Origin of the sequence: Citrobacter portucalensis (assembly GCF_002042885.1) — a bacterium.
In the GTDB taxonomy this organism is placed as follows: domain Bacteria; phylum Pseudomonadota; class Gammaproteobacteria; order Enterobacterales; family Enterobacteriaceae; genus Citrobacter; species Citrobacter portucalensis.
This window is the reverse complement of sequence record NZ_MVFY01000019.1, coordinates 24114-48648: the sequence shown is the minus strand read 5'-3', so window position 1 is coordinate 48648 and position 24535 is coordinate 24114. Positions and strand designations below refer to the sequence as shown.

Below are 24535 nucleotides of genomic sequence, written 5' to 3'. Positions count from 1 at the left end.
AGGAGAACATCATGAATCAATCTACAAACCCTTATGTCATGCTGCATGACGAGAAACGCTGTATCGGCTGTCAGGCATGCACGGTTGCCTGCAAAGTTCTGAATGATGTGCCAGAGGGATTTAGCCGTCTACAGGTGCAGATCCGTTCACCCGAACATGAACCCGAGGTACTGTCCCACTTCCAGTTTGTTCGCGTTTCCTGTCAGCATTGTGAAGATGCGCCTTGCGTCAGCGTTTGTCCGACCGGTGCATCATTTCGCGACGAAAATGGCATTGTGCAAGTGGATAAGTCTCGCTGTATTGGCTGTGACTACTGCGTTGCCGCTTGTCCGTTCCATGTCCGTTATCTCAATCCGCAAACGGGAATTGCCGACAAATGTAACTTCTGCGCAGATACCCGACTCGAGAGCGGTCACTCGCCCGCCTGCGTTTCCGTTTGTCCGACGGATGCGCTGAAATTTGGTCGTCGTGACGATCCGGAAATTCAGCACTGGATAAATCAAAAAGAGGTTTATCGCCAGCAGGATACGCGTAGCGGTCCGGTGAGTGTTTATCGGCGTAAAGAGATCCATCAGGAGGGTAAAGCATGAATTCTATCTGGGGAGCAGAGCTTAACTATGCGCCGGACTACTGGCCGCTGTGGCTCATTTATGCAGGCGTTGTTGTTGTGCTGATGATTGCGGGCCTGGTTATGCACGCGCTGTTACGTCGGATGCTGGCACCCAAGACGGCAACCGGAGAAGAGCACCGGGATTACCTCTATTCTCTGGCAGTCCGCCGCTGGCACTGGGGTAATGCGCTGCTTTTTATCCTGCTTTTGCTGAGTGGCCTGTTTGGGCACTTCTCTGTCGGACCGGTGGCATTGATGGTGCAGATACATACCTGGTGCGGTTTCGCCTTGTTGGCCTTCTGGGTTGGTTTTGTGCTAATCAACGCAACCAGCGGCAACGGTTGTCATTACCGGGTGAAGTTTAATGGGTTGATATCACGCTGCTTGTTGCAAACGCGCTTTTATCTGTATGGCATCATGAAGGGTGAACCACACCCGTTTGCCGCAACGGCAGAGAGTAAATTTAACCCGCTACAACAGCTGGCTTATCTGGCCATCATGTATGCGCTGGTTCCGCTGCTAATCATCAGCGGGTTGTTATGCCTCTACCCGCAGGTGATAGGGGCAGGGCCTGTGATGCTGGTGCTGCATATGGTGTTGGCGATTGTCGGCTTACTGTTCATCTGTGCACATATTTACCTGTGCACGCTGGGTGACACGCCGGGGCAAATTTTCCGCAGCATGATAGATGGCTATCATCGTCATCGCAGCCATCACGCAGAGACAGCACCGCGCAAAGGGTAATGCCCGCCGCGGTTGATATCTGAAAACCTTTCCTTACAGCAAGAAAATGTGCCTTATGTCACATTTTCTTGCAATTTATCCATGTTTGTTCGCCAGAACTTCCGTAAAAAGAACGGCTATTTCTCCATTTCCTGAGGACATGCTGTTGAAACGCCGTTTGTTTATTGCCGCTTCACTATTTGCGATGAGTTTTTCGCCCGCGTACGCGACCGACGTCGCCAGTTTCGCTCCACAGCCTCCGGCAATTAATGCCGGTGCGTGGGTATTAATGGATTACACCACGGGCCAAATCCTGACAGCCGGAAATGAACACCAGCAGCGCAACCCTGCCAGCCTGACCAAGCTGATGACCGGCTATGTTGTTGATCGCGCAATCGACAGCAAGCGTATTAGTCCGACAGATATTGTCACCGTAGGGCGCGATGCCTGGGCGAAAGATAATCCGGTATTCGTCGGTTCATCCTTAATGTTCCTGAAAGAAGGTGATCGCGTTTCTGTGCGCGACCTGAGTCGCGGGCTAATTGTTGATTCCGGTAATGATGCCTGCGTGGCGCTGGCGGATTACATCGCCGGAGGGCAGCCGCAGTTTGTCGCGATGATGAACAGCTATGTGCAAAAGCTGAACTTGCGGGACACGCATTTTGAAACGGTACATGGTCTGGATGCGCCAGGTCAGCACAGCTCAGCATACGATCTGGCCGTGCTGTCGAGAGCTATCATCCATGGAGAGCCGGATTTCTACCATATGTACAGTGAAAAAAGCCTTACCTGGAACGGAATTACGCAGCAAAACCGTAACGGTTTGTTGTGGGATAAAACCATGAACGTCGACGGTCTGAAGACTGGGCATACCTCCGGCGCTGGATTCAATCTGATTGCTTCAGCTGTTGATGGTCAGCGCCGCCTGATTGCGGTTGTGATGGGGGCGGAGAGTGCGAAAGGGCGTGAAGACCAGGCGCGAAAACTGCTGCAATGGGGACAACAGAACTTCGATACCGTGCAGGTTTTACGTAGCGGTAAGCAGGTTGGTATTGAACGGATCTGGTACGGCGATAAAGAAAAAATTAGCCTTGGCACAGAGCAGGATTTCTGGATGGCTCTGCCTAAAGCCGAAGTCGCTAATATCAAGGCAAAATATGTTCTTGATAAGAAAGAACTGGTTGCCCCCATTGCTGCCCATCAACGTGTGGGGGAAATTGAACTCTACGATCGGGATAAACTGGTGGCTCACTGGCCTCTGGTTACGCTGGAGTCTGTCAACGAAGGCGGCGTCTTCTCGCGTTTGAGCGATTACTTCCACCACAAGGCGTAGTTTTTCCTGATGTGCCTGACTGGCAAGAGTGCGAATCTGCTCACATAATAATCACTGATTCCTTGTGGCCGTCATACCTAAAAATTACACTGTATATAAATACAGTGTAATAACGGAGGTTATATGGAGTACGAGATAAAGCAGGTTGAGAAACGCATAATTGCCGGTTTCCATATGGTTGGACCGTGGGAACAAACGGTAAAGCAGGGTTTCGAGCAGTTAATGATGTGGGTCGACGGTAAGCAGATCGTACCGCTGGAATGGATAGCCGTTTATTACGACAATCCTGACGTTGTTCCGGCGGAAAAACTGCGTTGTGATACCGTGGTGTCTGTGCCTGAAGGTTTTGAGATCCCAGAAAACAGCGAAGGGGTGATCCAGACCGAACTGGCGGGGGGCGACTATGCTATCGCCGTTGCGCGCGTTGAAAATCATGACTTCGCGACGCCGTGGTATCAGTTCTTTGAGCGCCTGCTGCAGGATTCGACGTATGCGATAGCCGCTAAACCCTGCTTTGAAGTTTATATGAACAATGGCATGGAGGACGGTTACTGGGACATTGAAATGTACGTGCCGGTACAGTCGAAGTAACTGTTTTTGGTGTAAATCAGGATGAATGTCCTGGTCATCAGGGTGATGTTTTCACTTAAAAAACAGGTACAATTCTGTTCTTTGCAATTCCCTGACGGAGTGCATGAGTGCGTGCAGATAAGTCACTGAGTCCTTTTGAAATTCGTTTGTATCGTCATTATCGTGTGGTGCATGGTGTTCGCATTGCGCTGGCGTTTCTTTTTACTTTTCTGTTGGTTCGCCTGTTGAACATTCCTGAAGGTACATGGCCTCTGATTACGCTGGTGGTAATCATGGGGCCTATTTCCTTTTGGGGGAACGTTGTCCCCAGAGCGTTTGAGCGTATTGGCGGGACAATTCTGGGTTCGGTACTTGGGCTGGTGGCTCTTCGTCTGGAGCTCTTTTCACTTCCGCTAATGCTGATATGGTGCGCGGTGGCGATGTTTCTCTGCGGCTGGCTGGCACTGGGTAAAAAGCCGTATCAGGCGTTGCTGATTGGTATAACGCTTGCGGTCGTTGTGGGTGCCCCCGCTGGAGATATGAACACAGCGTTATGGCGCGGTGGCGATGTTATTCTGGGTTCATTACTGGCAATGCTGTTTACCGGTATCTGGCCGCAGCGGGCATTTATACACTGGCGAATTCAGCTGGCGCATTGCGTAACGGGGTACAATCGGGTGTATCAGGCTGCGCTATCTCCCAACCTGCTGGAGCAACCGCGACTGGAAAAGCATTTACAACAGCTTTTAAGCGATGTTGTCAAAATGCGTGGGCTCATCGTTCCTGCCAGCAAAGAAACCCGCATTCAAAAATCAATCTTTGAAGCTATTCAGACGGTTAATCGCAACCTGGTCTGCATGCTTGAGCTGCAAATCAATGCGCTATGGGCCAGCCGTACCAGCCACTTTGTCATGTTGAATGCGCATACTTTGCGTGAAACACAGCTCAGGACACAACAGGCGCTACTGACGATAACCCACGCATTGTATGAAGGTAATCCACAACCGGTGCTTGCCAATACGGAAAAACTCAATGACACCGTGGTGGAGTTACGTCAGCTTATTGCTGAGCATAAGGGCGATAATGTCGCTGAAACGCCCATTCACGGCTACGTTTGGCTAAATATGGAAATGGCGCGACAGCTGGAGTTGCTCTCTCATTTGATCTGTCGCGCGCTGCGCAAATAAAGAGCAGATGAGGGGATTGGTTCTACTGCTGCTTCGATTCAGCAACGATTAGAGGTATGATACTGAAAAAGGCTAAAACCATTGGTAACTGCAATGGCTTTACCCTCGATAATTCAGGTTTCAACCATGCATGGTCGATGCAGATGCAACTTGAAGTATGGCGGGCATGAAAGTAATGTTGACCCACTTTAGCCGTTGTTTTAACGAATCCGAATCTCACATTATCAGGGGTGTAAAAATGGAAACTACCAAGCCTTCTTTCCAGGACGTGCTGGAATTTGTTCGTCTGTTCCGTCGTAAAAACAAACTGCAACGTGAAATCCAGGACGTTGAGAAAAAGATCCGTGACAACCAGAAACGTGTTCTGCTGCTGGACAACCTGAGCGACTACATCAAGCCTGGAATGAGCGTGGAAGCGATTCAGGGCATTATCGCCAGCATGAAAAGCGATTATGAAGATCGTGTTGATGATTACATCATCAAAAACGCTGAGATCTCTAAAGAGCGCCGCGACATCTCTAAAAAGCTGAAAGCGATGGGCGAAGTGAAGAACGGCGAAGCGAAAGCCGAGTAACGATTTTATGCTTGTTCGGGTCGCTGCTTAGCGGCGGCCCTTATTGCAGTTCGACCCCGCCAGTTACCATCCGCAACAAATGCTGTTCCGGCCAGTGTTCCGTCAATTTTTTCTGCGTCAGCATCCATTTAATGTAGTCCACATCATGACGCTTTCTGTCGAGCATCAGACCGACTACGCTGCCACTGTGCGCAACGTTGACACCGTATAAATCACATTCTTCTACCAGCGCTAAAAGTGAATCAAAATTTGGTTTAGGTAACAGCAACTGGCTGGCGATCGCGCTCAGCGTGGCGGCTTCACCCATCCGATAAGGATTTTGACTGATACAGGCTTCCTGTACCTTTTCCCATGCGCGTTTCAGCGCTGGAGCGCCTGCCAGTAACCCTGACTGACGTGGAGTACGGTGATAATCAGCAGTAAGCAAGGTTTCCGGGCTTTCGAGAACCAGCAGATCGAGTTGAGGCTGGGCTTCACAGGCAATTTGCGTGGAGGCGTCGTTGTGATCGAACAGCGTAAGCTGGCGGAAAACGGTGCTGTCGGTAGGTTCCAGCGAAACGCAAAGCTGCGCCAGAGTGGATTCGTCTAGCTGATGACCCAGATACTGCGCCGTGGCGATTGCCGTGGCGGCGATATCCGCTGTGCTGCTGGCCATCCCTTTAGCGACAGGAATGGTTGACTGGACATCAATTCGAATATCCTGACTCATTTGTGCCGGGTATTGCCAGTGCAGCAATAACCTCTCAACCATCGCCCGCGAAAGTGGACGTTCATCTGTCAGCGGTGAACCTGAAGTGACCTCAACGGTGCTATACCATTCAACCGGGCAGGAGACCAATTTCTCACTGCCCAGAATCCAGCCCTGGATAAGTTCTCCGCACGATGCGGGACATTGCGCAACAGCCACGTCTTCACCTATGTGATCAGAAATCTTCGGCGCATAGTGTCATGGCGATCGCGCTATTACCATGATTTGCCGCAATTTGCGGTGCGGCAGTATTATGCAGGAATGCCCAATGTCACAGTTTCAGATATCGCTAAACGCATAACGTCTTGCGCAATCATCAGCTCTTCATTGGTATTAATCACCGCCACTTTGACCATCGCATTTTCAGTCTGAATGAAGGTGGCATTACGCTGATTTTTTTCCTCATCAACGGCCAGCCCCAGGAAATTCAGATTACGACAAATCGCAGCGCGCGCCCGTGCGGAGTTTTCGCCTATACCACCGGTAAACACCAGGGCATCCAGACCGCCCATCTGCATAATATAGCTACCAATGGTGGCACGAATGCGCTCAGCAAAAAGCGTCAACGCCAGCGCCGCCTGGTTATTGCCCGTATCTGCGGCATGTTCAACGTCGCGGTAGTCAGGTGAGATGCCAGAAACACCGAGCAATCCGGACTCATTGTTGAGCAATTGGTTGAGCTGCTGCGGTGTTTTGCCTTCTCGCAGGGCAATCCACGGTAAAATGGACGGATCGATATCGCCACTTCGCGTGCCCATCATCACGCCAGACTGCGGCGTAAAGCCCATTGACGTATTCACCGATTGTCCGCCTTTGATGGCGCAGATGCTGCTGCCGTTGCCCAGATGACAACAAACAACGCGCAGGGCGCTGAGTGGTACACCCAGTTTTTCAGCAAGCTGTGAGCTAACGTATTTGTGGCTGGTACCATGAAAACCATAGCGACGAATACCCAACTCTGCATAGTAACGCCAGGGCAGGGGATAGATGAAAGAAGGCGCATCAAGCGTTTGATGAAAGGCGGTGTCGAACACCGCAACGGCTGGTGTTTTGGGCAATAGCTGGCGGAATACCGCGATCCCCAACGCATTTACCGGGTTATGCAGAGGGGCCAGTTCCGCGAGTCGCTCGATTTCTGCCAGCGTTTCATCAGTTACCAGCGCGGAGTCTTTAAAAGATTCTCCGCCGTGCGCGACGCGATGACCCACGCCGTCGATCTCTTCCAGACTGTTGATAATGTGGTGGTTGAGCAGTTTTTCCAGGAGCAACGTTACGGCTTCACGGTGATCGGCTACGGGCAAAGTCTCCTGCCATTTCTGCGCTGGCGTTTTTAGGGTGACCTGCGCATCAGACAAACCGATACGTTCAATCAACCCCTGACAGATCATTTCACCCTGCGGCATCGCCAGTAGTTGAAATTTAAGCGAGGAACTACCTGCATTAATGGCCATTATTTTGTGAGACATGAAGGTTCCTTTGCATTCAGAAAAATGAACATCTCATCGACCCCAGTATTCTCCAGCGCGCTGGTGACAAATACTTTTTGCGCACCAGCCTGAACTAACCAACTCTCCACAAGAGAAATACGCTGCGGATTGGCTAAATCGGCTTTGGTAACGAGGCCAATAACGGGTCGGTTCATTGGTCCGGTAAAACCGGGAGAAAATGGTGACCACGGCGCGTCAGCATTGAGTACCAGCGCAATAATGTCTGCTTCACAGGCGCTGGCCAGCAGCGCGCTGTACAGGCAGCGGTTCTCAAGATATTCACCCGGTGTGTCTATTGTCGTAGGAGACCAGACTATGGCCTGGGTCTTCTGATAGTGAAGCGCCTCTCCCCGCATGCACTGCGTGAGCGACGTTTTACCGCACTGGCTGGGGCCAATTAGCATGATACGTTTCATGATATTACGTCCGGGTGATGGGACACGCGGTAAAACGCATCATTTCGCCGAGCGTTCGGGTTACCTGTTTCAGCGCGTACTCAACGGCGGAAACATCACCCGTCAGTACCACCGCGCCGGTAAACCTGTCGAGAAAACCAATCTCTACCGCCCCGGATTTCGTGGCGATATCACAGGCGATGATTGAGGCTTCGCTGGGGGTAATGGTCAGAATACCGATTGCGGAAACCGCATCTGGTAATCCCAGCTTCTTGAACAAATCTTTACCTGGATTAGCAATAAGATGCGCCAGCGTGACCTGTTTGCCTGGTACATATTCCTGAATCATTCGATCCGTGGTGGGTTGTCTTTCCATTATCCCTCCACCATTTGTCGCCACATGCTTTCATGCGGGCGAGGTATGACCGAGCGGTAAACCAGCAGGCCTTTTTCACCCGCACTTTCACTGGCAACCGTCACTGCGTTATTCACATCGGATACATCGCCAGCAACGACCATGTAGCACTTGCCGCCAATACCAAATGCCATATGGACACGTACCAGCGTGACGTTGGAGGCTTTAACCGCCCGGTCGGCGGCGCAGATGCAGGCAACAACGCTCCATGTTTCGACAATACCAACAGCCTGACGCTTATCCACGCTGTTTAGTCCGCTGATTGCGGGGAGTACGCTGGCATGAATGTTGGGGAGTACCAGACTGTCAACGAGCATATCGCCAGCAAGAGATGTTCCAGTGGCAATCGCCTGTTGTACGGCACCTACGTCACCACCGAGCATGAGTAGAAATTTTCCCGGGCAGATGGTCTTGCTGACCAGTAAATTCACATTCGCGCTTTTTAACATGGCATCACCAGCTTCCATCCCTTTGGCAATGCTGGTGAGTTCTAAAATCCCTATAGCCTGAGACATGATTAACCTCTAATTACCGTGATAGATTGCTCAGTGATTTCGCTGACAATACCGTCAATGCTGGCGTGAACAGGCGCGCCTAATGCACCGGACGGCACATCGGCAACGCATTGACCGCGAACAACGCGTTCGCCTTGTTCTACACATGGGATGGCGCTGGCACCAATATGCTGGCGTAACAACAGCGTCGTTTTATCTGTGGAATAATCAGTCTCAGCCAGTGGCGCATCGTGATACCAGTCGCTAAGACCCAGTTTGGTAATAAGGCGCTTAACCGGGATCAACCGGTATTTCGCCATTTCATCCTCAGGATTTAGCGGCCCTTCATAACGATGGTTGAGCGCCCGCAGCTCGCGTTTCAGCATACGGTTGATGCGCATCGGTGAAATCCCAACCGGGCAGGCTACGCTTTCACACACGTTGCATTCTGAACAGGTCAGGGCCGTGAGCAGCAGATGCGGTGTGGCCGCCTGCTGATAATTAACCGCACGAACCAACAGGTGCGGGGATAATTCATGGCCGATCAAATGCCTTGGGCACAAATCCGTACACAAACGGCACTGCTCGCAAACGGTTTTTGCTACAGAAAGCACGGTGCGTTCATCCTGCATCCGCCGCTGAATCAACGCATGAGACTTAGGCAAAACCAGCAGGCCCCCGGTGGTCTTGCTTACGGGGGTATCCAGTGAAGTAATCAGGCCGCCCATCATCGGACCACCGTTAATAAAACCGGGATCGTCAACGGTTGCACCACCGGCCAGCGCCAGAACGTCACGTAAAGACATTCCGATAGGGACAGTGAGTGTTATGGGACTGGCGACTGCGCCGTTAACGGTCAGGGTGCGACGCGTAACGGGGTACTGCTGCTCAACTGCTCTGGCGATGTTGAGCACGGTCTGGACGTTATTGACCACCACACCGACGCTGACCGGCAGCGCGGCAGGCGGAACTCTCCGACCTGTTGCCATCCAGATGGTCAAAACCTCGTCACCAGCCGGGTAGACATCGGGCAAAATATGTAAGCGGATCCCGGTAGGTAGAAGGGGCGTTAATGCATTGATAGCCTTCTGGTATTTCTCTTTGAGCGCAATAATCCCGGCACTGGCTCCGGTCGCCGTCATGGCATATTGAACGCCGCGGATAAGTCGATCAGCCTGGACGGCCATCAACTGCTGGTCAACTTTCAGCATTGGCTCACATTCAGCCGCATTGACCAGAAAGGTATCGACCTGCGCCTGTAATTTTACGTGAGCAGGAAAGCCTGCGCCTCCGGCTCCGACAACACCCGCTGCGCGAACGCGTTCGCGAATAGTCTGCGCATCATAAAGCGTGGACTCTGCCGTCATGGCTGTCTTCATAATAATTCCTCAAGCAGTTCCTGCATGGCACTGGCATCGGCAACACGAGGATTGGTTTGCAACGTGACGTCAGCCAGCGCGGCCTGAACCATCAATGGGATACGTTGTGACCAGGCTTGCTTTCCGTCTTTAAGCGCGTCAACAAAAGAAGGCAACGCACACTGTTTTTTGAGTAGCTCGATATGATGAATGAGCGCATTCAATGCCGCTGTATCGTTCGCGTTATCCGGGCATAAATGGCAGGCTTTAGCGAAACGGGCATAGCGCTTCGCAGCCCGCGGGTCGCGGGCATTAAAATGAATGACATGGGTCAGCAGCAGCGCATTGGCAAGTCCATGCGGCAGATGAAACTGACCACCCAACTGATGGGCAATCGCATGATTGATCCCCAGTCCAGCCTGACTAAATGCCATTCCCGCGAGCGTTGATGCATTGTGCATTTTCCCCCTGGTTGCCAGACAGTCGCCTTTGCTGACGGCGACAGGCAGGTACTGGAAGACGATTTGAGCCGCTTTTTCAGCCAGTGCGTCTGTGAAGTCGCTGGCCTTCGTGGACACGTAAGCCTCCAGCGCATGCGTTAACACGTCCATGCCGGTATTCGCGGTGATGGCAGGTGGTACGCTGACGACCAACGTTGGATCAAGGATGGCCATGTCCGGGTAAAGCGCATTATTAAACAATGGATATTTAATGCCTTTATCCGGATCGCTAATCACGCAGGCACTGGTTACCTCGGAGCCTGTGCCGCTGGTGGTGGGAATTGCGACACAGGTTTCAATTTCAATACCGAACTGTCGGCTGAACCAGACGATGGCTTTTGCGGCGTCCAGTGCTGAGCCGCCACCAAAACCCATCACGACGTCCGGTCGCAGGGACTGCATTTGTGCAATCCCTTGTACTACCGTGCCGATGGTGGGATCGGGGGTGATATCGCTGAAAATGCTGATGCGGTTATCCGCTGGCAGAGCGTTGCGCAGCTTTTCAATCAGGGGAGAACGCGCGAGAAAACCATCGCAGATAATCCAGATATGCTTATTCGTGAAGCGCTTGAGCACATCCAGACTTCCCTGGCCGCTGTACAATCGAGTTTGCAGTGAAAAGCTTTTCATAACGGCCCCATTAGCGAATAGAAAAACCGTTTGTCAGCACGCAACGACGAGAGCGTGCGAAAGTGCGCGCAGATGTTGTTCCTTCACCGGTTGGCGTCGCAATAGTGAAGGTTGTAAAACCTTCACCACCAACGCCGATCCCGGCGTAAGAGGGGCCATTTTTCACAAAGATGGAGGTCTGAAGCGTGCGCGCGGCAAGGTTCAAACGTGACACATTTTGCGAATGCATAATGGCGGTGTGATGCAATCCCTCTTCAACTTTCAGGGCCAACGTTAATGCACTGTCAAAATCGCTCACCGTTACGACGGGGAGCATTGGCATCAATTGCTCGCTGGTAACCCACGGGTCGTCAGCCTTGACGATGCCTGTCAGTAATCGAGGTGCTTTTGCCGGAACAGGTATTCCTGCTGCTTCCAGTAAGGTTGCCGGGCTTTTACCCACCAGTTTTTTATTGGCTATGCCTTCTGGTAGACAGACAGCGCGCAGTTTGTCTACCTCTTCGCTATTGAGAAGCATCGCACCAAAAGACTGCATCTGTTGAACCAGTCGTTCGGCAACGGCATCAACAACAATCAGGCTCTTCTCGGCAATGCAGGGGAGGTTGTAATCAAAGGATGCGCCATTGATGATATCTTCCGCCGCCTTAACCAGGTCGGCCGTTTCATCAACAATGCAGGGGGGATTTCCTGCGCCTGCGCCGATGACTTTTTTCCCGCTTTTCATGCCCATAGCAACAATGCCAGGGCCACCGGTAATCGCCAGAACTGCGATTTTAGGGTGCGCCATCATCTGCTGGGTAGCCTCAAAAGTGGGTTCTGTGACCGTGACGACAAGATTACGAATTCCGCAGCAACGGAAAGCAATATCTTCGATCATGGCAATCAGCTTGAGTGAAACCTTTTTAGCACCCGGATGCGGACTGAAGTAAACGCTATTCCCTGCCGCCAGCATGCTGATGCTGTTGTTAATAATGGTCTCTGTCGGGTTAGTACTGGGGGCGACAGAACCAATCACGCCAAATGGGGAATACTCGAATAACACCATGCCGCCATCGCCGGTTAACGCCGTGGTGGTGAGATCTTCGATACCCGGAGTGTTGTCCAGCGCGGCTTTATTTTTAAGGAACTTATCCTCTTTGTTGCCCATCCCCGTTTCGGCAGCGCTCTCAGCAGCCAGTGAAGCAAGATGAGGCGTCAGTTCTTCGCGTAGGGCGTTTATGATGGCGCTGCGGGTTTTCAATGGACATTGCTGGTAACGCAGAAAAGCCTGATGCGCTGCATCGATAGCTTCGCCAACGGACGGAAAAATACCGTTACCCTGAACTTCTGTTTTTGCCGGGGCGAGTTGCTCACTCAAAATGTTACGAATAAGGGTTTCAAGTTCTGAAGTATTCATTGATGTGTTCTCACGTTAATCGCCGCAATGGCCGTTTCTGCAATGTCCATATCCTGTTCAACGCTTCCTCCGCTGATGCCAAGACCCCCGAGGAGTAAACCCTCACGCCATAATGCGTATCCGCCACCGAAGGTGACGACTTTTCCCTGCATATGGCTTTCCAGACCGTAAAGCGCAGCGCCGGGTTGCACTGCCGATGTCAGCTCATGTGTGGCGGTTTTCATCGCCACGGCAGTCCAGGCTTTTTTGGGTGCCAGTTCGCTACTCACGAGTAAAGCGTCAGGCATGCGCCAGGCCACCATTTGGGTCCCGTTCGCATCAACAATGCTTATGACGACCGGAACCTGAAGTTCTTCTGCTCTCGTCACCGCAGCGCGAGTGAGTTGGTGGAGCTCCTGAAAAGACAGAGACATAGTCGGCTCCTTTATGGCTGGTGCTTGAACGGCAGCGAGATAGCGCTCAGCCACTTTCTGAATGATGTCGTTTTGATGGGCGTCATGATCTTCTGCTCGTGCAAGCGCATATAAGCAGTCGGACAGGCGATTGATATAACGCATCAGCACGTGTCTGACGGATATCTCGGTGGAGAGCTCGACCAGTCGTCTCTCTGCGCGGCGTGCCAGCGTACGGGCAAAGTGCAGTCGGCTGGCGGCTTCGCTGCGGCCAGGTAGAATAAAGCTGCGCAGGGGCGGTACTCTTCCCATTGCGGTATCGATGGCCGCTTCCAGTGCCGCAATTTCTTCTGAGCTGATGTAGCGCTGCTCTGGCGTTGGTTCTTCGCTTTCGCTTGCCAGTTCGGCGCTGAACCAAAAAAGCTGCAGCTGGATATTCTCAAGTAACTGCCGGTGCTGCGGGTTTTTCGCTGCACAAATGCACAGACTTAGCGCCGCATTCAGTTCGTCCAGCGTACCGTAGGCTTCCACGCGTGGATGCGTTTTGCTCACGCGCTGTCCGGTAAAGAGGGCTGTTGTTCCGGCATCACCAGTGCGGGTATAAATCGCCATAATTCCTCCTAACGAGAAAGCGTGTCGACAATGCCGACGATAGCCAGATCGATGGCCTCGTTAGGGCCAGAAAAAACGTGTCTGGCGCTGGATCCGCTGCTGAGTAATACCAGTTCGCCGGTCCCTGCGCCGACAGAATCAACAGCGACTTCATCTCCACTCACAGGGGATGCAGGAAGCTCTCCGTCAGCACTTACCCGACGTACCAGCAACAGTTTTTTTCCCACCAGTGATGGGGATTTTTGCGTGGAAACCACAACGCCTGTAACCCGGGCCAGATGCATAGCTCACTCCTGCTTAATTAGTTGGACATTTCGCAGACTGCCTGCTTCCTGAGCCAGAGCCGTCACAACACACCGACGGCGCAACACCAGTACGCCATCCCTTAATTGGGCGACGTCGGCATAGCTGAGAAGCTTCTCAGGATGCAAAAAGATGGTTCGTCCCCGTTCGTCATCGAACTCCAGCGGCAGACGTGCGAGTTTTTTCACGGGGATTGCGGGTAACAATCGGTGTTGTAGTGAAATTTTCACGCGGACTCCGCATGCCAGCGCGTCGTGAATCTTTCCCACCGACATGTTGGCTGGGCAGCCTTCGGCAATTTGCTCCAGTAATGGCAGATCCACTTGCTGGAGATGGAGCGACGAGTACTGGCAGCATACTGTCCGTGAATCGATTTCCCGTAACTGCGCGAAGCTAAGAGTGAGCGTGCTTTCCGCGCGTTTTTTTAATCGGGAAACAACCTCCTCGATAATGCGTTGCAGCAGTTCGTTGTTCATCGTGAGGTCACCAGTGTGGCGAATGCCTGGGGATTATCAGCGCCTGCGGCATTGGCTTCGTCTGTATCGATATGCATTTCGAGGCGCATATCCGGCGAAACGCGTACGGCGACGTTATCGAAAATCAGTCGACGTTCATCGCCATTAATGGCGACCGAGACTTTATCACCATGGGAAACCCGCAGAATCAGAGCATCAAGCGGCGACATATGGATATGCCGTTGGGCGACGATCACCCCGGATGCTAAGTCCAGTTCAGCAAATGGGCTGACGAGACGAACACCGGGTGTGCCCTGAATATTGCCCGACATCCGCAGCGGAGCAGCAATTCCCAACGTGCGGGCGTCGGTACGAGAAATTTCGACCTGGCTGGTACTGCGCAGCGGGCCGAGTAAACGCACATTTTTTAACTGACCTTTTGGCCCCACCAGCGTGACAGTCTGCTCTGCTGCATATTGTCCCGGCTGCAGCAGCCCTTTTTTCTCACTAATGGGGTGATTGGGAAACAAGCGACCGTAATCTTCAGCGCACAGATGAATATGACGATTAGAGATCCCCAGCGGAATCGGGCGCTCGCGCATTTCATCCAGAACCTTAGCGACAGTGGTCTCCAGTTGCTGTTTATCCATTACGCTTCACCTCGTTTGCCAGAGTGAAGACAAAGCGTGCGCGGCTCGCCTTTTTGACGAGGGCAGGCAGGATCAAGACACAAATTGCAGCTAATCAACTCTGCATCTTGCGGTGCTTCGGGTACATCATGGTCTACAAATATCTCTTCATGCGCTACGGCTGGTATGGGTTCGGGCGTTGGCTCAGGCTCCAGGACAACGCTATGCGACAGGATCCCATCCCCGGGTCTGGAAATGACTTTGTGAGCCACCAGTCCATCTCGCTGGTCAGCGAAACTGACACCGGTGGAAATGGCCGCCTGGACGGAGGCCACATCCCCGATTATCTTGATCACCGTCCAGCCTGAGCCGTTGGTTTTTTCGAGGCCCACCAGCGTGATGGAGGCGGCTTTCGCCATGACGTCCGCGCAACTGATGGCTAATGCCAGACCACTAACTTCAAGTAATCCCAGTGATTGCTTCACGCTGTGCTCCTTGGTTGCAACGACTTATGCGGATTTAGGTAAAATGGCTTCAACGTCGCTGTGCGGACGCGGGATAACGTGGCAGGATTTCACCTCACCAACGGCGCTTGCGGCTGCGCTTCCAGCATCTACGGCTGCTTTCACCGCGCCGACATCACCGCGAACCATAACGGTGATAAGGCCAGAGCCGATTTTTTCGTAACCAACCAGCTGCACGTTTGCGGATTTCACCATGGCATCAGCGGCTTCAATAGCGCCGACAAGCCCTTTTGTTTCAACCAGTCCCAGTGCGTTATTCATACTGCTTTTCTCCTGTGGGTTATGAGTGGCATTCCCGGAACGGAATGCCTTTAACCAGCCGCGCAGCGTTGTTACCAATGCTGCGGCGATCGTGGCTATTTTGTTGATACGTCAGCGTAAAAAGTGGTGCTGATGTGGGTAAGTTTTTGTAGTGCACGACCAGTTTTTCGCGGCTACAGCCAATACCGACCAGCAATGGAGACTGGCAGGCGGCCAACCATGCGTTGTGGATAACGTCAGTTGAGCTACTCTCCTGAATCACAAAGGGGATCCCTTCTTCTTCAATACCCAGCAGTACGTCATTCCAGACGTCAGCACAGTCAGCACTGGTGAAGATAACGATGGCTGGGGTGGTGAGATTACTTTCCATGAGCGAATGCCTTATGCCAGGAGAGAATCAGTCCTGTCGCAACCGCATTGCGCGGACCTTCGGTACCACGAATGTTGCCGCGCCCGGCAACCAGGCGATAATGTGCCAGCGCATCGGTGACCAGCTGTGGAACTTCGAAGTCCAGCGATGAGCCGCCAACCAGTACCACAAAGGGAATATCCCGAATGTTCCCGGTCGGACTCACCTGACGTAGCGCTCTGAGCGCGTTGGTAACGAAAACGCGTTCTTTCGCACTGCGGCGGATGGCCCGTACTTTCTCCAGTGCCAGTTCGCCTGGCAGTGGCACCAGTTCATCGGGTTTTACTACACACACGCGGGCAAAAACCGTTGGTGGGAGAGGCGTAGGGAAGAACTGAACGCTGCCGTCTTCGTGGCGAAGGTGGAACAAGCTCTCAACTTTCGCCAACGGATACTTTTTAATCTCTTCAGCGAGATAACGGTCATCCAGGCCCAGTTCACGGGCAATGATCATCGTGACCATATCGCCTGCGCCTGCCAGGTGCGTGGCAATAATTTCGCCCTTAGGATTGATGATAGAAGCGTCGGTTGAACCCGCGCCGAGATCCAGAATAGCCAGTGGTCGTGTTGTGCCCGGAGTTGTTAAGGCTCCCAGAATGGCAGCTTCGGCTTCGGCCCCGCCAACCTGGACATCAATGTTGAGCTTTTGCGTGATCTCATGGGCAATCATCGCCATTTGCAGGCGGTCTGATTTCACCATAGAGGCTATGCCGACAGCCTGTTCCAGCGAGAACTCACCGGCAAGTCCACCCGTCACGCTGACGGGAACCGAGGTATCGACCGCCAGCAGATCCTGAATAAAAATTTCATGACTGGGTTTGTTGGTTAATTCAGCCATCGTCTGGCGCACATGCTCCAGCATGCCGCCAATATTGGTGCCAGCTTCTCCGGTAACGTTATCCAGTTTCGGGCATTCACCAACCGCTTTCATAATCGTTTCGGCGCCCGCGGCAACGTCGACCCGTACGGTACGACCCTGAGACTGTAGCTCCAGATTTCCGGCAGGAATCGCTCGCGCTTTCACATCACCTGACGGCGTTTTCACCACCACGGCTGAACGGTTGCCGATCAGCGCCCGTGCCATCGGAACAATGTTTTTAGTCTCATCGGCATTGAGGCCAAAGACAGTTGCAATGCCGTAGGGGTTAGAAAGGGTTTCAATGACCTTTCCTGGTACAGCGACCTCAATGGCAGCCAGCATCCCCAACGGGATGCGGTCGATATGAAGGACTTCATCGACGATGGGCAGGGGGTGAGTCAGACGATTGCTGACCAACACGCCATCGTCCTGCTGCAAAATAACGCCAGTTAACTGGTATCCAGCTCGGACGGAGGCATTAATCATCGTAGCGACATCGGCGAAATCAAATGCCGATGACACCACCAGAATATAGGGCGTATCCGCCGGGCGACTGAGAAGGTCTTCCGGCGTAATAGTGACGCCCACGCCTAACCCGACGCCGCCCGGTGTTTTAGGGTTATGGCCGATCATGGTGGATTCAGTGATGATGGTTTCGGTTATTGTTTCCATCGCCACGTCGCCAATGACCGGGGTGGCTTCGTTAATACGGATGAGCGAAATATCGCTGACATTGATACCGGCGTTTTTTGCCGCCAGCGTAAGGGCCTCCTGAATTCCAAACACATTACGTAATGTGCCCTTAATTCCGGTGGTTTCTGCCAGCGCGCTGCCGGTGATGCTCAGCACGCCAGACTCATCCAGAGTAGCCAGAGCGACTTCCGTTGATGAGTTGCCTATGTCAATGCCAGCTATATATCGCATGATCCTGTCCCTGAGTTAGTCGTCGCCTTTGAGTTTTTTACGCTCAACGTACAGCGCTGCCGCTTCACGAACGAAAGCTGCACAGATTTTTGCCTGATAACGATTTTCGAGATCGTCGGCGATAGCCATCAGCTCATCTTTTGTTGAGCGGTACGGGCGCAGCGCGTTGTAGATCTCAAGAATGCGATCGTCAGGAACAGCGGTTAGCTCGGCTGCGCGCTCGAAGTTCATCGCCAGCCTGTCACGTCCGGCATCTTTGGCAATTTCCGCCTGCAGGCGCAGTGTTTCAGGGGTGATGCGCATGTCCTGCGCGGTCACTTTGTTGCTCAGAACATTTTCAAGCGTGAAGTCGTCCAGCGTTTTGTTGGTCGCAGTTTTTACCCACTCAGGATGTTTATTCGCGAGAGGGTAATCCGTGACTTTCGCGGTATGTGCTGATGAACTCGCCGCGGGCGGAGTCGCGGACTCGCCTTGCAGGCTGTTCATCCGGCTCAACACATCCCGAACCATCGATTCAATTGCGTCGGTATTCATGGAGGTATCCTTTATCAAAGCGCCACGCGCAGTTCCTGCGGGTTTTTGCCTGTCACAACGTATTTGGTCTCTTTAATGTGCAGAATGGCTGATTTGGCCTGGTACTTAGGACGGGCCATCTGGTCATTCAAAGTAGGGACCGGTTGCGGAGATTCACGCTTGGCATAACGCGCGGCGTTTTTACCGATCTGACGATAGGTTTCCAGCGTCAGAAGCGGTGCCTGAGGGAACAGCTCCAGGTTTGAAAGCGGCGGTAACCCCTGCTGGTGGATAACCGTGGTACCTTTTGACTGGATGCCGATAGAGATCCCGGAACCGCTCAGACGGTTCCCCTCAACGGCGACAAACGCCACATCGGAGGATTTAAAGCAGCGGATAACGCGCGCTTTAATGCCTTCTTCTTCAATACCGGCAATCACTTCGCGCAAGATATTCTTATGCGGGATCCCTACGATATTGACGGTTTGCGAGAGCCCGAACGCCGGCCCTACGGCAATAATCACTTCGTCCTGTTGCTGGCCTTGTTTGGCTTCACCAATCTCGGTCAGAAAGCTGTCTCCCTGTGTCGCCGCAGCCTGAGGTGCGCTTGCCGCTGTAGATGCGCGGAAAGAGACGGGTTTGTCGCTGGTCTGCATTTCAGACAACACATCTTCAATTATCTGGCGCAGCAGTTTTTCATTAATTTCCATTTTTCACCCCTTAGCCAAGCTCGTTGGGATCAAGTGCGCCAGGGATGTTTTTGATCTCTTCCCAGCGTTCGCCTTGCAGGCGATAACCTGTTGCCGGACCGGCATAGTCGTTAACATCATTGACGGCGGATAGCACCTGTCCGTCGCCAACGATAATGGCGGAGGTATGCAGGTAATCCCCGGTTAACTTGGCTTTCTGGATGTTGAGCATGTCCTGAGCGACATCGGTAAATCCGCCCTGAGCAAGGGCTTTCACCACTTCCAGACCGTTACGGTTTTTATTGATGATCTCTTGTGCAAACTTGATGTCTTCAACGATGTTACGTTCCGGCATATCTTTCGAACCGTGGGCGTAGGTCGCAGCTTCCACTTCTTCATCAGTGATTGGTGGTAATCCCATCCCGGCAAAGACGGCCTGCAGCGCACGTGCCGCTTTGTTACGAATGGCGATAACGTCTTCTTCGCGAACCGGGCGCAGACCGCCGTCTACTTTCAGGTCGCGCTGAAGAACGTTGTAGTCGTCAAAATCTTCAGCATCCTCGTTCGAACCCGCAAACATGTTGTCGTAGTTCGGCACCGCGGAATAACCAGAAGAAATGAAGTCAGTACCCGGCAGGAACTGCATCAGCAGACGAGCAGTACGACGCATATCCGAGTGGGTAAAGGTTTGGTCGTTGCTGGAGGCGCATTCCAGATCCAGAGAGGAACAAATCAGGTTTTCAGCCAACACTGCACGAATGCCTGACGGCACGGCGGAAGGGACACCGATGCAGCTTACTGAACCGTTTTGCAGGCCCTGTACGCCCGCAGCTTTGGTGATGTAAATGCAGCGGGCTTCCAGATAAAGCATCGATTTGCCTTCGGCGTAACCCATCTGAACTTCTGAGCCAGAGCCGGAGGTAAAGCGCATTTTCAGACCACGGGAAGCATAGGACGAGGCGAGGAAGCCTTTCGACCATGGCGTGTCATCGCCGTCGGTAAAGACGGGTTCAGTACCATAGACGGAGATGGTTTCCGCGTAGCAGGTGTGGCCTAGCATGCCGAGTTTAAGTTCGGTAGCTTCCTCCAGCGAGCACTGGGTTAATACGCCTGGGCGTCCAACCTGTGAGCCGACTAACAGCGCAATGGCGTTAAATGGCGCATAACGCGCAACGGCAACGGTTGTTTCCTGTTCGTCAAACCCGCGCCATGCGCCTTCAGCGGCATCAGCGGCAATCTGCACCGGGTTATCTTTGACGTTTGTGACGTGCGCTTGTTGAGAGGGTGTACGACGAGCGCGCATTTTCTGCATCGCCATCATCATCTCAACGACGTTCATATGGGACACCACTTCGACAATTTTTGCCGGCGTCATTGCGGTGGTCAGCGGCACTATGTCTTTGCGCTTTACGTTAGGGTCGCAAAGCATATTGGCCAGTTTGACCGAGTCCATCGCCATGACCTCTTCAGCGCGCGCCAGGTTAATGCCATAGCGGGCAATGAAATGGTCGATTAAGTCAAATTCACTGGCGGATTTACCGTCCAGTTCAGTGACTGTACCGTTGACGATTTTAATCGACGGTTTGGGGTCGTTCGGGCTTTCCATCGCAATGAAGCCTTCTTCGATCCACTCCTTAACGAAACCATCCTGATTCACAGGGCGCTTCGCCAGTGCTTCAAATCTTTTCGATCTCATGAATCAGCCTCACTGATATCAGATGTAGGACGGACGATCGTTTTTCGGCTCTGAGCCGAGGGTCCCGAGTACGGTTTTACCGATTTCACGGGCGGAGATAACGGCCTGACGAACAGCGCCAGAGTCACCCGAAATAACCAGAATGGCTTCGTTACTGAAGCTGGTGCCATGGGCAGGGGAGCTGTAGGCCACAACTTCCACGTTGGCTGATTTCAGGGCCGTATCGGCCATCAGGACACCAACGGATGCTGGCGCGCCGACGATAACGCCACAGGCACGGCCAATCGGTGCGCCAAAGGCTTTTTCCAGCGCGTAGCTGGCGCGTGCGGTGTACTGCATTTCGATGTGACCGGCTTCGTTGGCATAAACATCGCCAAAGGTGCGATCCAGTTCTTTCAGTGCGACTTCAATGCCGCGTTTCACGTCGGAAACATCGTTGCCACCAAGAATAATCAGCGAGCCATGACCTGCGCCGCCTTTGGTATCACGTGGTAACTCAATACTGACGACTTCAGTATTGGTGGCTTTTACCGCTTCATCGGCGGCCATGATGTGCGGGCCTGCGCCAGTACGGGCGCCAAGGATGCCAATGGAGCGATACCGTTTTTCAAGTTTCATCGCGTCCAGTAGGGCGCTGTCTACGTTGGCGATTACCAGACCGACGGTGTCGCCAATCGCGGTACCGACAAACTCCGTTAAACTGCAGCTTTTCTCTGCCATAGCCGTTTCTCGTGTTGGAGGATTATTTTCAGGGATAGCCTGCTGTTCCGGCGTTGCCACGCGAGCAATCACCTGTGCCATGATCTGTTCAACCAGCTCATTGCTGCTCATTAGCTAATTCCCTTCGGTAAGATTTTTTCTACATCGGTATGCGGGCGTGGGATGACGTGTACGGCTTTCACTTCTCCCACATTACGGGCTGCGGCGGCACCTGCATCTGTTGCTGCTTTGACTGCGCCGACATCGCCACGGACAATGACTGTTACCAGTCCCGAACCAATTTTTTCGTAGCCGACCAGCATTACATTGGCTGACTTCACCATTGCATCTGCGGCCTCTATGGCTGCAGTTAAGCCTTTGGTTTCTACCATTCCTAACGCTTCTTGTTGCATAAAGACCTCGCCTGGGTTGTCCCGATTTTCATGACTATAAAAAGAAGCGAGGAAAAAGAATGGCTGAGTTGAAAGTAAGAGTGAAAAAATAGTGGGGTTATGGTGAGATAAAATTGCTATATGTCATCATAACAATTTGTTTTTGTTGGTTATTTTTAGTTTAAGTAATGTGACTATTTGGTTATGTTAATTCCATATTTACACTTTTCCGAGTGACAGTTTAAATATCATTTGCTATGCGAGAAAAATGAAATTGTGATGATCGTTTGAAAATGGAATTCTGCTGTTCGCAATATTTTATTATTTTGAAAATGTACTTTTAATAGGGTAAATCCTCGTTTTACCGCCTGCTTTAATAAAGGTGATAGCAAGAATTTGCTATCACAACACGATTTTTAAGGGCATGTCGCTTGCAGATTGCCAACAATTTGCCGATACAGATTTTTATAGTAAGCCTTGAAGTAATCTTCCTGCCAGCAAGGAGTCCGCTGGTAAAGACACGAACTCTGCTTAGAAGGTGTCACAATGAACGATTCACTAAGAGCGCAATGTATTGCTGAGTTTTTGGGTACCGGACTATTTTTGTTTTTTGGTATTGGGTGCCTGAGCGCCCTGAAGGTCGCGGGTGCCAGTTTGGGATTGTGGGAGATCTGCATCATATGGGGTTTGGGGATCTCGCTTGCAGTTTACCTGACAGCCGGGATTTCTGGGGCCCATCTCAACCCCGCTATTACCATCGCACTTTGGTTGTTTGCCTGTTTTCCGGGTCGTAAGGTACTACCTTATTCTGTCGCTCAGATAGCGGGGGCCTTTGGTGGCGCTATGCTGGCCTATTTGTTGTACGGCAGCTTATTTATTGAGTATGAATCAGCCCATCAAATGGTACGCGGTAGTCTGGAAAGCCTGCAACTTGCCAGCATTTTTAGTACGTATCCTGCCGCCGCACTGAGTGTCTGGCAGGCCGCACTGGTCGAAGTGGTGATTACCTCCATTCTGATGGGGATGATTATGGCGCTGACGGATGACGGTAACGGTGTTCCCAAAGGCCCGTTAGCACCACTGCTGATTGGTATTCTGGTTGCTGTTATCGGCGCATCAACCGGTCCACTTACCGGTTTTGCGATGAACCCGGCACGTGATTTTGGTCCTAAATTGTTTGCCTGGATGGCTGGGTGGGGTGATGTTGCGATGACAGGTGGGCGTGATATCCCTTATTTCATCGTGCCGATTGTGGCACCCATCATCGGCGCCTGTGCGGGCGCAGCAATTTATCGTTATTTTATTGGCAAAAATTTACCGTGTAATTCGTGTAAGTTGGAGGAAAACGAGAGCTAGCTTCACGAAAGATGTTTATTATTGAAAGGTAAAAACTGTTTTCGTGATCCGGTTTCCTGAACGGCTTAAAAAGTCTCCCAACAATGGGAGACTTTTGTTATGTTCAATGCTGACTTTCATCAGAGCGCTGGATCGCGAGATGAAAATGAATGTGTGAATAATATGTTTTATTTATAACAATAAATTAACTGAGAGGTTTTATCATGATTTCTGCGAGTGCCCTGAACTCAGAACTCATTAATAAAATCGCACAGGATTTTGCACAGGCCACCAGTCTGGCTGTTGTGGTTGTCAATATTCACGGTGATGAAATTTCTGAGCTTTTTAATTTCACTCCTTTTTGCCAGTTGATGCGCCAGCATCCTCAGCATAGTACGCGTTGTCGTATGAGCGACCGCTGTGGAGGGTTGGAAGCCTCTAAATCCGATCAACCCTGCATTTATCGCTGCCATGCCGGGCTTACCGATTTCTCAATTCCGCTGGTCATCGCGGGACACCTGGTAGGGTTCGTGCTTTGTGGACAAGTACGCTTAAGTAACGATGTAGGCCTCGTTGATATTCTGAACGTCGATGACCGCTGGCAAGCCGATCCCGAACTGGTCAACGAGTTCCGTAATGTACCTGAAATGGACTATTCTCGAGTCATTGCTTCAGCGGATTTACTCAAGCTCATCGTCGAAAATTGCCTTAAGAAACAACTTAATTTTGTTGTTATCAAAGATAACCCGCAGCAGTCAGAGCCGGTACGCGCTAACCGTAGTACCAACCCTCATGACAGTAAAATGAAAAAAGCCCTGCGCTATATTGATGCACATTTATCAGACGATCTGCGTCTGGAGGATGTTGCCTCTCATGTTTTCCTTAGCCCGTACTATTTCAGCAAATTGTTCAAAAAATATCAGGGTATTGGTTTTAACGCATGGGTAAACCAGCAAAGAATGGCCAGTGCCAAAGAGCTGCTTTGTCACAGTGACTGGAGTATAGCCAGCATTGCGCGTAATTTAGGCTTTTCGCAAACAAGTTATTTTTGCAAAGTTTTCCGCCAGACCTATCAGGTTACGCCGCAGGCATTTCGTCAGCAAATAAATGTCATTTCACGCGGTGAATCCGCTTAAATAGCAATATTTTGCTATTGCCGATTTTTGATATCGGGCGCTATGTTAGTCATTATAAAATGAAATGTGACAACAGCAGTCAATAAATTGTCATAGCGCAACAAAATAATGGTATTAGAGGGATAAACTGCACCAGTTTTTATTTTTGTGATGAGATACAGTGTCTGTGTGAATGACTTTCTTTATTCTTAGCTGATACTTTCATTCAAAAAGTGAACGTGTGAATAAGTGGGTTAAGGCCAGAAAATTGGCTGAATGAACTCGGAAAGATATTAAATTGAATTATT

29 protein-coding genes are annotated in these 24535 nt (G+C 51.7%); 8 read left to right on the top strand and 21 right to left on the bottom strand.

The window, feature by feature from the left end; all coding sequences use genetic code 11:
- Positions 1–11: 11 nt before the first annotated feature.
- From phsB to BZK40_RS21505, 6 genes are all read left to right on the top strand, one after another.
- Positions 12–590, top strand: a complete 579-nt coding sequence (gene phsB / locus BZK40_RS21530) for a thiosulfate reductase electron transport protein PhsB (RefSeq protein WP_048215988.1) — start codon at positions 12–14, stop codon at positions 588–590.
- Positions 587–1354, top strand: coding sequence for a thiosulfate reductase cytochrome B subunit (phsC, locus tag BZK40_RS21525; RefSeq protein WP_048215989.1), 768 nt, complete (start codon positions 587–589; stop codon positions 1352–1354). Before phsB ends, phsC begins: the two co-directional genes overlap by 4 nt.
- 139 nt (positions 1355–1493) lie before the next feature.
- Positions 1494–2666: a serine-type D-Ala-D-Ala carboxypeptidase DacD gene (gene dacD / locus BZK40_RS21520; protein ID WP_048235085.1), complete on the top strand. Its 1173-nt coding sequence runs from the start codon at positions 1494–1496 to the stop codon at positions 2664–2666.
- A gap of 123 nt (positions 2667–2789) precedes the next feature.
- Positions 2790–3257, top strand: coding sequence for a DNA gyrase inhibitor SbmC (sbmC, locus tag BZK40_RS21515; RefSeq protein ID WP_008785156.1), 468 nt, complete (start codon positions 2790–2792; stop codon positions 3255–3257).
- 107 nt (positions 3258–3364) lie between these two features.
- On the top strand, positions 3365–4423 hold the full coding sequence (locus tag BZK40_RS21510; protein WP_008785155.1) for an FUSC family protein: 1059 nt from the start codon (positions 3365–3367) through the stop codon (positions 4421–4423).
- Between the two features lie 238 nt (positions 4424–4661).
- On the top strand, positions 4662–4997 hold the full coding sequence (locus tag BZK40_RS21505; RefSeq protein WP_003834176.1) for a DUF496 family protein: 336 nt from the start codon (positions 4662–4664) through the stop codon (positions 4995–4997).
- Between the two features lie 40 nt (positions 4998–5037).
- Here BZK40_RS21505 and BZK40_RS21500 read toward each other — a convergent pair whose 3' ends face one another.
- From BZK40_RS21500 to pduA, 21 genes are all read right to left on the bottom strand, one after another.
- Positions 5038–5904 carry a GHMP family kinase ATP-binding protein gene (locus BZK40_RS21500; RefSeq protein WP_003834174.1) on the bottom strand — a complete coding sequence of 289 codons (867 nt, stop codon included), beginning with the start codon at positions 5902–5904 and terminating at the stop codon, positions 5038–5040.
- 92 nt (positions 5905–5996) lie between these two features.
- Positions 5997–7211 (bottom strand): acetate/propionate family kinase, encoded by a 1215-nt coding sequence (locus tag BZK40_RS21495; RefSeq protein ID WP_048235088.1) that lies wholly within the window; start codon positions 7209–7211, stop codon positions 5997–5999.
- Positions 7196–7648, bottom strand: a complete 453-nt coding sequence (gene pduV, locus BZK40_RS21490) for a propanediol utilization protein PduV (RefSeq protein ID WP_008785152.1) — start codon at positions 7646–7648, stop codon at positions 7196–7198. The genes BZK40_RS21495 and pduV overlap by 16 nt, the downstream gene beginning before the upstream one ends.
- Before the next feature lie 4 nt (positions 7649–7652).
- Complete coding sequence (pduU, locus tag BZK40_RS21485) at positions 7653–8003, bottom strand: propanediol utilization microcompartment protein PduU (protein WP_008785151.1); 351 nt, start codon at positions 8001–8003, stop codon at positions 7653–7655.
- Positions 8003–8557 (bottom strand): propanediol utilization microcompartment protein PduT, encoded by a 555-nt coding sequence (pduT, locus tag BZK40_RS21480; RefSeq protein WP_048235090.1) that lies wholly within the window; start codon positions 8555–8557, stop codon positions 8003–8005. The genes pduU and pduT overlap by 1 nt, the downstream gene beginning before the upstream one ends.
- A 2-nt stretch (positions 8558–8559) precedes the next feature.
- A complete protein-coding gene (pduS, locus tag BZK40_RS21475) occupies positions 8560–9915 on the bottom strand; it encodes a cobalamin reductase PduS (RefSeq protein ID WP_048235091.1) in 1356 nt (451 codons plus the stop codon).
- A complete protein-coding gene (locus tag BZK40_RS21470; RefSeq protein ID WP_048235093.1) occupies positions 9912–11024 on the bottom strand; it encodes a 1-propanol dehydrogenase PduQ in 1113 nt (370 codons plus the stop codon). Before BZK40_RS21470 ends, pduS begins: the two co-directional genes overlap by 4 nt.
- A gap of 10 nt (positions 11025–11034) precedes the next feature.
- Positions 11035–12420 (bottom strand): CoA-acylating propionaldehyde dehydrogenase PduP, encoded by a 1386-nt coding sequence (gene pduP, locus BZK40_RS21465; protein WP_032943900.1) that lies wholly within the window; start codon positions 12418–12420, stop codon positions 11035–11037.
- Positions 12417–13424 carry a two-domain cob(I)yrinic acid a,c-diamide adenosyltransferase PduO gene (gene pduO / locus BZK40_RS21460; RefSeq protein ID WP_079935272.1) on the bottom strand — a complete coding sequence of 336 codons (1008 nt, stop codon included), beginning with the start codon at positions 13422–13424 and terminating at the stop codon, positions 12417–12419. The genes pduP and pduO overlap by 4 nt, the downstream gene beginning before the upstream one ends.
- 8 nt (positions 13425–13432) lie before the next feature.
- Complete coding sequence (locus BZK40_RS21455; RefSeq protein WP_003030211.1) at positions 13433–13708, bottom strand: EutN/CcmL family microcompartment protein; 276 nt, start codon at positions 13706–13708, stop codon at positions 13433–13435.
- A 3-nt stretch (positions 13709–13711) separates the two neighbouring features.
- Positions 13712–14203, bottom strand: coding sequence for a microcompartment protein PduM (gene pduM / locus BZK40_RS21450; protein WP_079935271.1), 492 nt, complete (start codon positions 14201–14203; stop codon positions 13712–13714).
- Positions 14200–14832 carry a phosphate propanoyltransferase gene (locus BZK40_RS21445; RefSeq protein WP_008785145.1) on the bottom strand — a complete coding sequence of 211 codons (633 nt, stop codon included), beginning with the start codon at positions 14830–14832 and terminating at the stop codon, positions 14200–14202. Before BZK40_RS21445 ends, pduM begins: the two co-directional genes overlap by 4 nt.
- Positions 14832–15296 (bottom strand): BMC domain-containing protein, encoded by a 465-nt coding sequence (locus tag BZK40_RS21440; protein ID WP_048235096.1) that lies wholly within the window; start codon positions 15294–15296, stop codon positions 14832–14834. Before BZK40_RS21440 ends, BZK40_RS21445 begins: the two co-directional genes overlap by 1 nt.
- 24 nt (positions 15297–15320) lie before the next feature.
- Positions 15321–15596: a propanediol utilization microcompartment protein PduJ gene (pduJ, locus tag BZK40_RS21435; protein ID WP_001057752.1), complete on the bottom strand. Its 276-nt coding sequence runs from the start codon at positions 15594–15596 to the stop codon at positions 15321–15323.
- 19 nt (positions 15597–15615) lie between these two features.
- Positions 15616–15966 (bottom strand): glycerol dehydratase reactivase beta/small subunit family protein, encoded by a 351-nt coding sequence (locus tag BZK40_RS21430; protein ID WP_003834139.1) that lies wholly within the window; start codon positions 15964–15966, stop codon positions 15616–15618.
- Complete coding sequence (locus BZK40_RS21425) at positions 15956–17788, bottom strand: diol dehydratase reactivase subunit alpha (RefSeq protein WP_079935270.1); 1833 nt, start codon at positions 17786–17788, stop codon at positions 15956–15958. The genes BZK40_RS21430 and BZK40_RS21425 overlap by 11 nt, the downstream gene beginning before the upstream one ends.
- Positions 17789–17803: 15 nt before the next feature.
- Positions 17804–18322 carry a propanediol dehydratase small subunit PduE gene (pduE, locus tag BZK40_RS21420; RefSeq protein ID WP_003030243.1) on the bottom strand — a complete coding sequence of 173 codons (519 nt, stop codon included), beginning with the start codon at positions 18320–18322 and terminating at the stop codon, positions 17804–17806.
- Between the two features lie 14 nt (positions 18323–18336).
- A complete protein-coding gene (gene pduD, locus BZK40_RS21415) occupies positions 18337–19011 on the bottom strand; it encodes a propanediol dehydratase medium subunit PduD (protein WP_003834131.1) in 675 nt (224 codons plus the stop codon).
- 10 nt (positions 19012–19021) lie between these two features.
- Positions 19022–20686 carry a propanediol dehydratase large subunit PduC gene (pduC, locus tag BZK40_RS21410; protein ID WP_003030249.1) on the bottom strand — a complete coding sequence of 555 codons (1665 nt, stop codon included), beginning with the start codon at positions 20684–20686 and terminating at the stop codon, positions 19022–19024.
- 18 nt (positions 20687–20704) lie between these two features.
- Positions 20705–21517: a propanediol utilization microcompartment protein PduB gene (gene pduB / locus BZK40_RS21405; RefSeq protein WP_003834129.1), complete on the bottom strand. Its 813-nt coding sequence runs from the start codon at positions 21515–21517 to the stop codon at positions 20705–20707.
- Positions 21517–21798, bottom strand: coding sequence for a propanediol utilization microcompartment protein PduA (pduA, locus tag BZK40_RS21400; RefSeq protein ID WP_003030255.1), 282 nt, complete (start codon positions 21796–21798; stop codon positions 21517–21519). The genes pduB and pduA overlap by 1 nt, the downstream gene beginning before the upstream one ends.
- 525 nt (positions 21799–22323) lie before the next feature.
- Between pduA and pduF the strand changes: the two genes are divergently transcribed.
- The gene (gene pduF, locus BZK40_RS21395; RefSeq protein ID WP_003030258.1) at positions 22324–23133 is read left to right on the top strand and encodes a propanediol diffusion facilitator PduF; all 810 of its coding nucleotides are present in this window, start codon (positions 22324–22326) and stop codon (positions 23131–23133) included.
- A 203-nt stretch (positions 23134–23336) separates the two neighbouring features.
- The gene (pocR, locus tag BZK40_RS21390) at positions 23337–24248 is read left to right on the top strand and encodes a transcriptional regulator PocR (protein WP_003834122.1); all 912 of its coding nucleotides are present in this window, start codon (positions 23337–23339) and stop codon (positions 24246–24248) included.
- Positions 24249–24535: the final 287 nt, after the last annotated feature.

Coding starts and splice junctions, on each gene's coding strand:
- dacD (WP_048235085.1), top strand. CDS start 1,494: ATGCTGTTGAAACGCCGTTTGTTTATTGCCGCTTCACTATTTGCGATG.
- pduF (WP_003030258.1), top strand. CDS start 22,324: ATGAACGATTCACTAAGAGCGCAATGTATTGCTGAGTTTTTGGGTACC.
- BZK40_RS21470 (WP_048235093.1), bottom strand. CDS start 11,024: ATGAAAAGCTTTTCACTGCAAACTCGATTGTACAGCGGCCAGGGAAGT.
- pduC (WP_003030249.1), bottom strand. CDS start 20,686: ATGAGATCGAAAAGATTTGAAGCACTGGCGAAGCGCCCTGTGAATCAG.
- BZK40_RS21445 (WP_008785145.1), bottom strand. CDS start 14,832: ATGGATAAACAGCAACTGGAGACCACTGTCGCTAAGGTTCTGGATGAA.
- BZK40_RS21505 (WP_003834176.1), top strand. CDS start 4,662: ATGGAAACTACCAAGCCTTCTTTCCAGGACGTGCTGGAATTTGTTCGT.
- pduD (WP_003834131.1), bottom strand. CDS start 19,011: ATGGAAATTAATGAAAAACTGCTGCGCCAGATAATTGAAGATGTGTTG.
- pduV (WP_008785152.1), bottom strand. CDS start 7,648: ATGAAACGTATCATGCTAATTGGCCCCAGCCAGTGCGGTAAAACGTCG.
- pocR (WP_003834122.1), top strand. CDS start 23,337: ATGATTTCTGCGAGTGCCCTGAACTCAGAACTCATTAATAAAATCGCA.
- phsC (WP_048215989.1), top strand. CDS start 587: ATGAATTCTATCTGGGGAGCAGAGCTTAACTATGCGCCGGACTACTGG.
- BZK40_RS21455 (WP_003030211.1), bottom strand. CDS start 13,708: ATGCATCTGGCCCGGGTTACAGGCGTTGTGGTTTCCACGCAAAAATCC.
- pduA (WP_003030255.1), bottom strand. CDS start 21,798: ATGCAACAAGAAGCGTTAGGAATGGTAGAAACCAAAGGCTTAACTGCA.
- BZK40_RS21425 (WP_079935270.1), bottom strand. CDS start 17,788: ATGCGATATATAGCTGGCATTGACATAGGCAACTCATCAACGGAAGTC.
- pduS (WP_048235091.1), bottom strand. CDS start 9,915: ATGAAGACAGCCATGACGGCAGAGTCCACGCTTTATGATGCGCAGACT.
- BZK40_RS21430 (WP_003834139.1), bottom strand. CDS start 15,966: ATGGAAAGTAATCTCACCACCCCAGCCATCGTTATCTTCACCAGTGCT.
- pduO (WP_079935272.1), bottom strand. CDS start 13,424: ATGGCGATTTATACCCGCACTGGTGATGCCGGAACAACAGCCCTCTTT.
- pduT (WP_048235090.1), bottom strand. CDS start 8,557: ATGTCTCAGGCTATAGGGATTTTAGAACTCACCAGCATTGCCAAAGGG.
- sbmC (WP_008785156.1), top strand. CDS start 2,790: ATGGAGTACGAGATAAAGCAGGTTGAGAAACGCATAATTGCCGGTTTC.
- pduJ (WP_001057752.1), bottom strand. CDS start 15,596: ATGAATAACGCACTGGGACTGGTTGAAACAAAAGGGCTTGTCGGCGCT.
- pduP (WP_032943900.1), bottom strand. CDS start 12,420: ATGAATACTTCAGAACTTGAAACCCTTATTCGTAACATTTTGAGTGAG.
- BZK40_RS21495 (WP_048235088.1), bottom strand. CDS start 7,211: ATGTCTCACAAAATAATGGCCATTAATGCAGGTAGTTCCTCGCTTAAA.
- phsB (WP_048215988.1), top strand. CDS start 12: ATGAATCAATCTACAAACCCTTATGTCATGCTGCATGACGAGAAACGC.
- pduM (WP_079935271.1), bottom strand. CDS start 14,203: ATGAACAACGAACTGCTGCAACGCATTATCGAGGAGGTTGTTTCCCGA.
- pduE (WP_003030243.1), bottom strand. CDS start 18,322: ATGAATACCGACGCAATTGAATCGATGGTTCGGGATGTGTTGAGCCGG.
- pduU (WP_008785151.1), bottom strand. CDS start 8,003: ATGGAAAGACAACCCACCACGGATCGAATGATTCAGGAATATGTACCA.
- pduB (WP_003834129.1), bottom strand. CDS start 21,517: ATGAGCAGCAATGAGCTGGTTGAACAGATCATGGCACAGGTGATTGCT.